Raw genomic sequence first — 11,808 nt, forward strand, 5'->3', positions numbered from 1 at the left:
CTGACGGTTATGTAAACCGGAGGCAGCCGAGGAGACAGAAATGTCCGAACCGACCCGGTTCGTATCGCGCGGCCAGGTGATGGTGGTGGGGCCGGATGTGTCCCACACCATGACGGTGCTGGAGTATCTGCGGCTCAGGCTGCGCCGCACCGGTTCCAAGGAAGGTTGCGCCGAGGGTGATTGCGGCGCCTGCACCGTGGTGACCGGCGAGCTCGACGACAAGGACCGCCTGCGCTACCGCGCGGTGAATGCCTGCATCCTGTTCGTGCACCAGCTGGACGGCAAGGCGCTGTTCACGGTGGACGATCTGGCGGAACCCGATGGCGGCCTGCATACCGTGCAGCAGGCCATGGTGGAGGCTCATGCCTCGCAATGCGGCTTCTGTACACCTGGCTTCGTGATGTCGCTGTTCGCTTATTTTCGTGGACATGACAAAGCCGATAGCGAGAGCCTGAAGGACGCCCTGGCCGGGAATCTTTGCCGCTGCACTGGCTACCGCCCCATCCTGGAGGCCGGCCACCGCATGTTCGATGGCGGGCGGGACGACCGTTTCGCGCAGGAAGAGGCCGCACTGGCGGCGCAACTGACGGCGCTGGCCGCTGACCGCCACCGCATGCTGCGCCATTCCACACCCGAGGGCGACTTCATCGCCCCGCGCAGCACGGCGGAACTGGCCGAGGCACTGGATATCTTGCCGGCAGGCGAGAACTGGCTGCTGGCCGGCGGCACCGATCTGGGCCTGTGGGTGACCAAGCAGGGGCGCGTGCCGCGCAGCATCGTCTATCTGGGTGGCATCGCCGAGCTGAAGCGGATCGAGGAACGCGCGGACGAGACCGAGATCGGCGCCGCCGTGACATATACCGATGCCTTTGATGCCATCGGCCGCCTGCACCCGAGTTTCGCGCGCATGGTGCGGCGACTGGGTTCCACGCAGATCCGCAATTCCGGCACACTGGGTGGCAATATCGCCAATGGCAGCCCGATTGGCGATAGCATGCCGGCCCTGATCGCGCTGGGCGCCATGCTGAAACTGCAAAGCAAGGCCGGCATGCGAACCATGCCGCTGGAGGAGTTTTTCCTCGGCTACCGCAAGACAGCGTTGAAGCCCGGCGAATTCGTCGCCAGCGTGACGGCAAAAAAGCCCGGCCCGCAGAGCCGTGTCGGCATCTACAAGCTTTCGAAACGGTTCGATCAGGATATCTCCGCCGTGCTGGCTGCCTTCCATGTGGCGCTGGATGGCAATGTGGTGAAGGAAGCGCGACTGGCCTATGGCGGCATGGCGGGCATTCCCGCCCGCGCCAAGCAGGCCGAAGCCGCGCTGGCCGGCCGGCCCTTCACGCCCGAATCCATCGAGCCGGCCGTGGCGGCCCTGGCCGCCGACTTCACGCCGATGAGCGACATGCGCGCCTCAGCGGCCTACCGCCTGCTGGCGGCGCAGAACCTGCTGCGCAAATTCTGCGTGGAAGTCAGCACCGGAAAAGCCATCGGCGTGGAGGCGGCGGAATGACGTCGGCTGTCCACAAGCCGATCAAACACGATAGCGCGGCCAGGCATGTGGCCGGCACGGCACGCTATATCGACGACCTGCCCGAACCCGAAGGCCTGCTGCATGCCGCCCTGTGCTTAAGCGACCGGGCGCACGCGAAGATTCTGGGCATCGATCTTTCCGCCGCGCTGGCCCTGCCGGGCGTGGTGGCGGCCATCACGGTGCAGGATGTGCCCGGCGATTCCGATATCGCGCCGGTCTTTCCCGGCGAGCCGGTGCTGGCGAAAGATGTGGTCGAATTCCATGGCCAGCCGGTGGCGGCGATTGCGGCGACCGACCTCGCCACCGCGCGCCGGGCAGCAAAGCTGATACGCGTGGCCTATGAGGACCTGCCGGCGATCCTGAGTATCGAGGAGGCACTGGAGAAACAAAGCCTGCTGATGCCGCCGCTGGGGCTGAAACGCGGCGATGCCACTGCCGCCATCGCGAAGGCGCCACACAGGCTGCAGGGCGAATTGCGCCTGGGCGGGCAGGACCATTTCTATCTGGAAGGCCAGGTCAGCATCGCCGAGCCGCGTGAAGACGGCGACATCATGCTGCGCTGCTCGACCCAGCATCCCTCCGAAGTGCAGAAGCTGGTCGCCCGCGTGCTGGACCGGCCGCTGCATGCCGTGACGGTGGAATGCCGGCGCATGGGCGGCGGTTTCGGCGGCAAAGAAACCCAGGCGGCGCAATTCGCCTGTATCGCCGCATTGCTGACGCACAAAACCGGCCGGCCGGTGAAGCTGCGGCTCGACCGCGACGAGGACATGATCGCCACCGGCAAGCGACATGATTTTCTCGTCCGCTACAATGTGGGTTTCGACGACCAGGGCCGCATCCTGGGCTACGACCTGGTGCTAGCGGCACGCGGCGGCTGGGCGGCGGACCTGACCGGCGCCATTGTCGACCGCGCAGTGTTCCATGCCGATTCCAGTTATTACCTGCCAGATGTGACCATCACCGGTTATGGCTGCAAGTCCAATACGGTCTCGAACACCGCCTTCCGCGGCTTCGGCGGGCCGCAGGGCATGGCGGCAACGGAATATGTGGTCGACGAGATTGCACGGCATCTGGGCCGCGATCCGCTGGAGGTGCGGCTGACAAACCTCTATGGCCGCGACGACCGCAACGTCACACCGTATTTCCAGACCATCCGCGACAATATCCTGCCCGAACTGTTCGACGAAGTACTGGCCAGCAGCGAATACAGGAAACGCCGGCAGGAGATCGATGCCTTCAATGCGCAGAACCCGCATCTCAAGAAGGGTCTGGCGATCACGCCGGTAAAATTCGGCATATCGTTTACCACCACGTTCCTCAACCAGGCCGGCGCGCTGGTGTTGATCTACGAAGACGGTTCGGTGCAGCTGAACCATGGCGGCACCGAAATGGGCCAGGGCCTGTATGTGAAAGTGGCGCAGGTGGTGGCCGAGACACTGGGCGTGTCGCTGGATAGAATCCGCATCACCGCGACGCGCACCGACAAGGTGCCGAATACCTCGGCCACGGCTGCTTCGTCGGGCGCCGACCTGAATGGCAAGGCGGCGGAACATGCCGCGCTGGAGCTGCGCGGCCGGCTGGCGCAGGTGGCGGCACCTTTGCTGGGCGTGCCGGCGGAGCAGGTGACATTCCGGGACGACATGGTGAGCGGCGCCGGCAAATCGCTGGCCTTTGCCGAGGTGGCGCATAAGGCATGGCTGGCGCGGGTGTCGCTGGCGGCGTCAGGCTTCTATGCCACGCCGGACATCCATTTCGACCGCGCCAGCGGCCGTGGCAATCCCTTTTATTATTTCGCCTATGGCGTGGCGGTGACCGAGGCCATCGTGGACTGCTTCACCGGCGAATATCGTTTCACCCGCGCCGACCTGCTGCATGATTGCGGCAACTCGCTCAACCCCGCCATCGACCTGGGCCAGGTGGAAGGAGGCTATGTGCAGGGGCTGGGCTGGCTGACCATGGAAGAGCTGTGGTGGGACGACAGGGGCCGCCTGCGCACCCATGCCCCCAGCACCTACAAGATTCCGACAGCGCGCGACCTGCCGACCGATTTCCGCGTCAAGCTGGTGCATGGCCGCGCCAATCCGGCTCAGACGGTTTATCGCTCGAAAGCGGTGGGCGAGCCGCCCTTCATGCTGGCGATCTCGGGCTGGCTGGCGCTGAAGGATGCAGTGGCGGCAGCATCGGGCGCACAGCAGGTGCAACTGGATGCGCCGGCCACGCCGGAACGGGTGTTGCTGACGATTGAAACCGGCAGGCGAGAGGCGAAAACACCGATCCCCGTGGCAGCCAAATGACCTCGCATTGGCTGAATGCCCTCACCGACCTTGAAGCACGCGGCATTCCCGCCGTGCTGATCACCGTGGCCGCCACCGAAGGCTCGGCGCCGCGCGAGGCTGGCACCAAGATGGTGGTGACCCCGGATAAGGCCATCGGCACGATCGGCGGCGGCACATTGGAATTCCGCGCCATCGAGATCGCGCGACAGATGCTCGGCAACAAGCAGGGATCATCCTTGCGCAAGTTCCCGCTTGGCCCATCGATGGGGCAATGCTGCGGCGGCACGGTGACCCTGCTGTTCGAGCCGCAGCGCCCAGACCTGTTCACCATCGCACTGTTCGGCGCCGGCCATGTGGGCAAGGCCATGGTGCAGGTGCTCTCGGCCCTGCCCTGCAGAATCCGCTGGTTCGATCCGCGGCCCGACGCCTTCCCCGATCACGTGCCGCCCGGCGTGGAGATCGAGATCACCAACGCACCCGAACGCGACGTGGCAAACCTGCCCGACAATGCCTGGCTGCTGATCATGAGCCACAGCCACGCGCTGGATTTAGGGATCACGGCAAAGGCGCTGTTGGAAAACCGCTTCAGTTTCGTAGGCCTGATCGGTTCGGAGACCAAGCGCTCGCGCTTCGTGAAACGCTTCCGCGAACTGGGCCTGGGCGACGAACAGCTGGCCCGGTTGTATTGCCCCATCGGCATTGACGGCATTTCCGGCAAACATCCCGGCGAGATCGCCATCGCCACGGCGGCGCAGATCCTGAAACTGCGCGAAGCACAAAAGCAGCATTTAAGCGTGGTTGACGAAAGCGCGGCCTAAAGCCCCAGGATCTTGAGCTGCTCTTCCAGTTCGGGATTCGACATCGGATAGTCGGTGCCGTTGCGAGCGTTCAGCATCATGCGCGGCGGCACGCGGGCAATGTCGCGCTGGACCATAACAGCAGTGCGCATGGAGAATTTCGCCCGCCAGACCAGCGCGGTGATCAGGCGGCCGTTGCGCGCCTCCATCGCCTTCTGGATCACCGACAGCGGGATGCGGCCATTCAGCACCAGGGCCTGCAGCACGAAATTGCGGTCGTTGCGCTCAATGGCTTCCTGCACCACGTCGTTATCGAGCTTGCGGTCCTTGATCAGTTTTTTCACCTTCGCCTCGGCCTCGGCCATCGGCGTGTGCGATTCCTGCTCGTCCTTGTCCGCCGCTTCTTCCTCGGCATCGCCATCGAGCTTCACGTCGAGGCGGCGCTCCATCACCTGACGCACCTCGGCCAGCGCATCGGCGGGCAGGTCCTTGCGGCCGGCCAGAAGTTTCAGCAGCGACGCGGCGACGAAGCCGGCGATGCGCTTGGCCGCCTTGCCCGGCAGGTTCGGGCGATGCACCAGCGGCTCATGCCAGGCCTCGTTGCCCGGCGCCGCATCCAGGATCAGGTCGAGCGTTTCCTCGCGGATCTGCGCGGAATCGTTGGCCAGCAGGGAGGCCACAGCCGAAACATCGCGCGTGGCGGCGATGGCATCCGACACGCCGGCCGACAGGCCGACGCGACGGGCAATCGCGGTGAGCGCGCCGGACTGGGCCGAGCTGGCAACAATCTCGCGCAGGTCATCATCGGTGAGCAGCGGCGAGAATTGCAACACCGGCGCCGAGACAATCAGCTCGACATCCAACGCCAGTTGCTTGACCAGATGATGCGGTACGTTGCTGGCGGATTTCAGCGCCTCGGACAAAGCCGCACGGATGCGGGTCAGTTCGTCCTGCGCCAGCAATTCCAGCGTCTGAATCGCCATCTCGCGTGCCTTGCTGGCTTCATCCGCCGGCATATCGGGCAGCAGGCGCGCCACCTTCGCGGCTAGGCGACGGCGCACTTCCTCCGATGCGTCGTTGGCCAACAGCAGATAAGCATGGGCCGGGGTCGCCTCGTTCTCGGCAATGGCGCGGCGGACTTCCTCGGCCTCGTCCACCGCCAGGTAGTAGAGGATTTCCGGCTGGGTATCGGCACGTTTCGCCAGTTGCAGGCGTACGGCCGGGTCTTCCGATGCCGCCAGCGCCTTGGCCTTTTCGTAATCCATGCCCTTTGCCGTCACGCCGCGACCTCGCCTTCCGCATCGGGTGGCGCGGCGATATGGCTGCGCCCCTTGCCGCCCTTCTTGGCGGCGTACATCGCCTCGTCGGCCCGCGCAATCAGCGACTCGGTGCTTTCCAGTTCATCAAGACGCGAAAACACGATGCCGATGGAATAACCGAGCGGAAAATCTTCGACGCCATACTGGCGGTTGATCTCGCGTGCCGCCTCATGCAGGCGGGCGGCAATCGATTCCGCCGCGTCGCGGTCGCTTTCCTCCAGCCAGAGCAGGAATTCGTCGCCGCCGATGCGCGAGGCCAGATCGACAGCACGCAGCATGCGCTTCGCCGCCTCAGCCACAGCCTTCAGCACCTCGTCACCGGCCTGGTGGCCGCGCACGTCGTTCACTTTCTTGAAATTGTCTAGATCGAAATAGATCAGCGTGCCGCGTAGCTTGTTGCGCAGATGGCGCGGCAGGCGCTTGTCCAGCTCGGCGAGGAAGGCGCGGCGGTTGAGCAGGCCGGTCAGGCCATCGGTGTTGGCCAAGCGGTTGAGCTGCTTGTGGGCGCGGCGCAGGGCATCGACACGCTCGCGGGCCTCCGTCACGTCGCGCGCCACGCCACGCACACCGAGCCATGCGCCCCTGGTATCGCGCACCGGCAAGCACGACACCTCGAAACAGCCGACGGAGCCATCCTTGCGGCGCAGGAAAATTTCGGCCGCTTCCATCGGCGCCTCCGCTTCGAAGGGCAGCAGCGCCGGCCGCGGCGTGTCGGGCGTATCCTCGGCCAGCAGGTTGCGCGCCGGCGTGCCTTCCAGTTCGCGGGCGCTGAACCCCAGCGCGCCACGCGGCGAGACGAAGCCGAAGCTGCCGTCGGCCTTGGTTTCCCAGGCGAAATCGGTGGAGCAGGTGACCAGATCCTTGAACAGCTGGCGCGACTGCATCAGTGCCTGGGTCAGGTTGCGCTCCAGCGTGCCGTCGCGGCCGAGCAGCAGCAGGCGCCGCGTGCCGCCATCGCCGCCATAGACGATCAGGGTAAGCTGCAAAGCCGCGCCGCCGCGCGGGCCGGGCAGGTCGGCGCGATCCTGCCGCGTTTTGCCGTCCTGCAGGGCGGCATCGATGGAGGATGCCAGCGCCGGCAGACGCCCGGCGCCAAGTTCGGCCAGCAGGGTGTCGGCGGCAGCATTGGCCAGCATCACGCTGCCTTCGCCGTCGAACAGCACAGCGGGCCCCGGAAAGGACGGGATCAGGGCCTCCGGTGCCGGACCGGCCAGGCCGCCCGCCTGCGTTGCTGTCGCATTCCCGGGCAAGCCGCCCCTCCCTGCCGACATGAGCCGATGGGGCCATCCAGGCCCCGGATACTCGCCATTCTAGCCAGAAGCCCCTATGGTGCGAAACCGTGATCAGCCCGTCTTCCCAGCCGCTTGCCGATGCCGGCCTGCCCCCCGCCTCGCCTCTGCGCGATGCTGCCCTGGCGCGCGCCGAGACCTGGATTTTCGACCTCGACAACACGCTGTATCCGGCCGAGTGCAACCTGTTCGCCCAGATCGACCAGCGCATGGGCCATTTCATCGCCGAGCTGTTCGGCGTGGATGCCGTGGAAGCCAAGCAGCGCCAGAAAGGCTTTTTCCAGGCCCATGGCACCACGCTGCGCGGCCTGATGGTTGAGCATGGCGTCGACCCCCAGGCCTTCCTGGATTTTGTGCATGACATCGATGTGTCGGTGGTGGCGCCGTTGCCCAGCCTGACCGAGGCTCTGGACCGCCTGCCCGGCCGCAAGTTGATCTACACCAATGGCACCGTGGCCCATGCCGAGCGGGTGCTGGCACGACTGGGCATCGCCGACCGCTTCGAGGGCGTGTTCGATATCGTCGCCTCGGCCTATCTGCCCAAGCCGCAGGAGCCGCCCTATCGCCAGTTGGTGGAACGCTACGGCATCGCGCCGCAGCGCAGCGTGATGGTGGAGGATATGGCCCGCAACCTGAAGCCGGCCGCCGGCCTGGGCATGACCACCATATGGGTGCCCACCGCCTCGGCCTGGGCCCAGCCCAACCCGGGCGACGACCATATCCACCATGTGGCACACGACCTGCCGGCCTTCCTGGCCGGCCTGCCCCTGGATTAGCCCAGCCTTCGCCCGGCAGGCGTTGACTCAAGAGGCGTGGCCGCTATTGTCTCGCGGCTTTTCCGCTTTTTCCGCCTTTAATGACGAGGATTTTCCCATGACCGACGCCACGCTCAAGGCCCAGCTGCAGCCCGTGATCGATGCCGCCTGGGAAAGCCGCGACCAGGTCAATTTCCAGACCAAGGGCGAGGTGCGCGACGCGGTGGAAGCCACGCTGAACGCCTTGGATGACGGCAAGCTGCGCGTGGCCGAGAAGGTCGGCGGCAAATGGGGGGTGAACCAGTGGGCCAAGAAGGCCGTGCTGCTCAGCTTCCGCCTGACCGACAACATGCTGATCTCGGATGCACCCGGCGGCGCGCACTGGTTCGACAAGGTGCCGTCGAAATTCGCCGGCTGGAGCGAGCAGCGTTTTCGCGGTGCCGGTTTCCGCGCCGTGCCGGGCGCCGTGGTGCGCCGCGCCGCCTATATCGCGCCGGGCGTGGTGCTGATGCCCAGCTTCGTCAATCTGGGCGCCTATGTCGACAGCGGCACCATGGTCGATACCTGGGCCACCGTGGGCTCCTGCGCCCAGATCGGCAAGAACGTGCACCTTTCCGGCGGCGCCGGCATCGGCGGCGTGCTGGAGCCTTTGCAGGCCAATCCGGTGATTATCGAGGATAACTGCTTCATCGGCGCCCGCGCCGAGGTGGCCGAAGGCGTGATCGTCGAGGAAGGTTCGGTGCTGTCCATGGGCGTGTATCTCGGCGCCTCGACCAAGATCATCGACCGCGCCACCGGCGAGGTATTCCAGGGCCGCGTCCCGGCCTATTCGGTGGTGGTGTCGGGCAGCCTGCCGGGCAAGCCGCTGCCCAATGGCCAGCCGGGCCCGTCACTGTATTGCGCGGTGATCGTCAAGCGGGTGGATGCCCAGACGCGCTCGAAGACCTCGATCAATGAACTTCTGCGCGATTGACCGCGCGATGGCGATGAACTGCTGCGCGACCGAACCGGCGCTCACGCTTCATTAACGGAGTGCGGCAAAACTCGCCGGGGTTTTCCAAGTGACGCCATGAGCCAGGACCGCCGCATCGACCCCAAAACCTTCCGCAGCGCCACCATCCTGGTGGCGGAAGGCAACCGCGCCACGCGCCATGCCATGCGCAATGTGCTGCTGGGCATGGGTTTTCCCACCATCATGCTGACCGGCAATGCCGGTGAGACCATGCGCCAGCTCATACTGGACCAGCCCAGCGTCCTGCTGCTGGACCACAAGCTGCCCGGCGGCGATGGCCTGATGCTGGTCCGCCGGCTGCGCCGCGATCCCGGCGATCTCGGGCGCATCCCCATCATCCTGATGATCGAGGCGCCCGACGCCGCCCTGGTGATTGCTGCGCGCGATGCGGGCGTGAACGAGATCGTGATCAAGCCGCCCGCCGTCGCGGCCCTGGTGCGTCGGCTGATGTCGGTGCTGAAAGAGCCGCGCCCATTCGTGCGCGTGAAGGGATTCATTGGCCCCGACCGCCGCAGGCTGGTCGACCGCCGCCTTAGCGAACGCCGTTTCATCGAGTTGGAGCCCGAGGACATTCCGGGCAACGGCGATCGGCGCAAGGGCGGCGGCCGACGCACCGGCAAGGACCGCCGCAGGAAGTCCGACCCGGCCTGAAGGCTGTTGTCGCCAGAACAAAGCCGCCTGAAAGATCACCAAAAAAGAAGGCCGGTCGGAGCGGGGACACCGAGGCCGGCCGGGCACCAGGCGGCGCCGAGATGCCGGCACATTAGTCCGCCGACATGACTTTCGGATGACAGACCGACCCAGATCTTCTCTGGCATCCGCCCCCGCCCGCAGGCAATATTAACGCCAATCGCGTTGCGGGCATTTTGTACGCTTGCATTACTATTGTTCCTCGCTACAATCCGGCGTCATAACAAGCTGTGGCCTACAAGGCCGACGGCAGGGAGGAACAGCAGCCGTGCCGGCATCCGTCCGCAACGGAACCGCGATCGATACGCGCAAGTCTGAAAAGACGGACCGGCGTGCCGCGGCCGCCGTCGATTACGGCACCCTGCCCAATCACGTCGGCTACCTGCTGCGCCTGGCCCAGCTGCGGGTCTGGGAGAATTTCTACGCCCGCCTCGGCCCCACCGGCGTGAGTCCCGCACTGTTTTCCGCGCTGATGCTGATCGAACATAACCCCGGCCTGCAGCAGAGCCGGCTGGGCGAGGCGCTGGGCGTCGCCCGCTCCGGCGCCATGACGATGGTCGACCGGCTGGAGCGCCTGGGCCTGGTGGAACGCCGCGCCGACCCGCATGACCGCCGGGCCTACGGCCTGTTCCTCACCGCCGGCGGAGAACGCCGCATGGCCGAGCTGATCGCGCAGGTCAAAGGCCACGACAAGCTGATCAACCAGGTTCTGACCGAGCAGGAGCACGAGACGTTGATGCACCTGCTGCGCAAGTTCATCGCTTCGCCGGCCCTTACCGGCGAGGCCCATTCCGCACCGGACAACGATCCGGTAGCGTCGCGTACCAAGCGCGCCGGCCAAACCGGGCGGCGGCAAACCACATCAAGGGAGGACAGACCATGAGCAGCAAGATTACCCGCCGCCAGTTCGCCGCTTCGGCGGCCGCGGGCGCCGCCATCGTGGCCGGCACCGCGCCGTTCAACATCATCCGCGCCCAACCCAAGGCGCTGAAGATCGGCTCGATCCATCCGCGCTCGGGTTTCCAGGCCCAGCTCGGCATCGCCTGCCAGCGCGGCATCGACATCGCCCCACGCGTGCTGAAGCAGCTCGGCATGGCCGCCGAGGTCGAGATCATGAACGCCGACACCGAGTCGAATGTCGACGTCGCTCGCGCCCGCGCGGAAAAGCTGATCAACGACGGCGCCAACGTGCTGATCGGTGCCTTCGATTCCGGCCAGTCGGCCGCCATCGCCCAGGTCGCCGAGCAGAAGGGCGTGCCCTACATCATCAACGTGGCCGCCGCGCCGCAGATCACCGAACAGGGCTACAAGTTCGTGTTCCGCAACTTCCCGACCGCGCCGATGCTGGTCGGCGACGGCCTGAACCTGATGAAGGGCGTGTTCGAAAAGAGCGGCATCACGCCGAAGACCGCCGTGTTCATGCATGTGAACGACACCTTCGGCCAGGCCATGGCCGGGGCCATCAAGGCGATGGCGCCGCGCTTCAACCTGCCGTTCCAGATCGTCGAGACCATCGCCTACGACCCGCAGGCCAAGGACCTGTCGGTGGAAATCGCCAAGGCCAAGGCCACCGGCGCCGAGATGGTGATGCCGGTGACACGCCTGAACGACGCCATCCTGATGGTGCGCGAAATGGTCAAACAGCGCTGGGAGCCGAAGATCGTCATGAGCCCCGGCGCGCCGGGCTTCTACGAGAACCAGTTCTACAAGACCCTGGGCAGGTTCTCGAACTACATGATCACCAACGTGCCGTGGTACAACCCGCGTTCGTCGATCACGCAGAAGCTGCTCGATGAATTCACCAAGTCCTACAAGGGTGAGCTGTTCGAGCTGAATGTCGGCTTCTCGTTCGAGGCCGTCATGGTGGCGGTCGACGCCTTCAACCGCGCCAAGAGCGCGGACGGCAAGGCCCTGGCCGACGCGATCCGCATGACCAAGATCGACAACCACGTGATGGCCGGCGGCACCCTGCAGTTCAACGAGAAGGGCCAGAACGTCAACATCAAGTCGGTGACGCTGCAGAACCTGGACCAGCGGCCGAAAGTGGTGCTGCCGCTCGACATCGCGGAGGACAACCTGCTCCTGCCGATGCCGAGCTGGAGCAAGCGCTAAGCCAAGACCGACCACACGCACCGCGTAAAG

Annotated in this window: 10 protein-coding genes; 8 read left to right on the forward strand and 2 right to left on the reverse strand. The window is 65.6% G+C overall.

What is annotated here, in order from left to right:
• Nucleotides 1-40 precede the first annotated feature (40 nt).
• From xdhA to xdhC, 3 genes are read left to right on the forward strand one after another with little or no spacing between them, the layout of a single operon-like run.
• Entirely contained in the window at nt 41-1,507 is a 1,467-nt protein-coding gene (xdhA, locus tag ACK4FJ_RS04785) for a xanthine dehydrogenase small subunit (protein ID WP_409764690.1), read from the forward strand.
• Nucleotides 1,504-3,822, forward strand: coding sequence for a xanthine dehydrogenase molybdopterin binding subunit (gene xdhB / locus ACK4FJ_RS04790; RefSeq protein WP_409764691.1), 2,319 nt, complete (start codon nt 1,504-1,506; stop codon nt 3,820-3,822). The genes xdhA and xdhB overlap by 4 nt, the downstream gene beginning before the upstream one ends.
• On the forward strand, nt 3,819-4,622 hold the full coding sequence (xdhC, locus tag ACK4FJ_RS04795; protein WP_409764692.1) for a xanthine dehydrogenase accessory protein XdhC: 804 nt from the start codon (nt 3,819-3,821) through the stop codon (nt 4,620-4,622). Before xdhB ends, xdhC begins: the two co-directional genes overlap by 4 nt.
• Here xdhC and ACK4FJ_RS04800 read toward each other — a convergent pair.
• A complete protein-coding gene (locus ACK4FJ_RS04800) occupies nt 4,619-5,866 on the reverse strand; it encodes a DUF2336 domain-containing protein (RefSeq protein ID WP_409764693.1) in 1,248 nt (415 codons plus the stop codon). The two genes, xdhC and ACK4FJ_RS04800, sit on opposite strands and share 4 nt — an antisense overlap.
• A gap of 11 nt (nt 5,867-5,877) precedes the next feature.
• Nucleotides 5,878-7,170, reverse strand: a complete 1,293-nt coding sequence (locus ACK4FJ_RS04805) for a diguanylate cyclase domain-containing protein (protein ID WP_409764694.1) — start codon at nt 7,168-7,170, stop codon at nt 5,878-5,880.
• Between the two features lie 89 nt (nt 7,171-7,259).
• On the opposite strand from ACK4FJ_RS04805, the gene ACK4FJ_RS04810 reads away from it, so the two are divergent.
• The 5 genes from ACK4FJ_RS04810 (at nt 7,260) to ACK4FJ_RS04830 (ending at nt 11,778) form a co-directional block, all read left to right on the forward strand.
• The gene (locus ACK4FJ_RS04810; protein WP_409764695.1) at nt 7,260-7,985 is read left to right on the forward strand and encodes a pyrimidine 5'-nucleotidase; all 726 of its coding nucleotides are present in this window, start codon (nt 7,260-7,262) and stop codon (nt 7,983-7,985) included.
• Between the two features lie 97 nt (nt 7,986-8,082).
• Nucleotides 8,083-8,937: a 2,3,4,5-tetrahydropyridine-2,6-dicarboxylate N-succinyltransferase gene (gene dapD / locus ACK4FJ_RS04815; RefSeq protein WP_409764696.1), complete on the forward strand. Its 855-nt coding sequence runs from the start codon at nt 8,083-8,085 to the stop codon at nt 8,935-8,937.
• Nucleotides 8,938-9,033: 96 nt separating this feature from the next.
• On the forward strand, nt 9,034-9,627 hold the full coding sequence (locus tag ACK4FJ_RS04820; RefSeq protein ID WP_409764697.1) for a response regulator: 594 nt from the start codon (nt 9,034-9,036) through the stop codon (nt 9,625-9,627).
• 307 nt (nt 9,628-9,934) lie between these two features.
• Nucleotides 9,935-10,549, forward strand: coding sequence for a MarR family winged helix-turn-helix transcriptional regulator (locus ACK4FJ_RS04825; RefSeq protein ID WP_409764698.1), 615 nt, complete (start codon nt 9,935-9,937; stop codon nt 10,547-10,549).
• Nucleotides 10,546-11,778: an ABC transporter substrate-binding protein gene (locus ACK4FJ_RS04830; RefSeq protein WP_409764699.1), complete on the forward strand. Its 1,233-nt coding sequence runs from the start codon at nt 10,546-10,548 to the stop codon at nt 11,776-11,778. The genes ACK4FJ_RS04825 and ACK4FJ_RS04830 overlap by 4 nt, the downstream gene beginning before the upstream one ends.
• Nucleotides 11,779-11,808: the final 30 nt, after the last annotated feature.

Source organism: Ferrovibrio sp. (assembly GCF_046297595.1).
GTDB lineage: Bacteria > Pseudomonadota > Alphaproteobacteria > Ferrovibrionales > Ferrovibrionaceae > Ferrovibrio.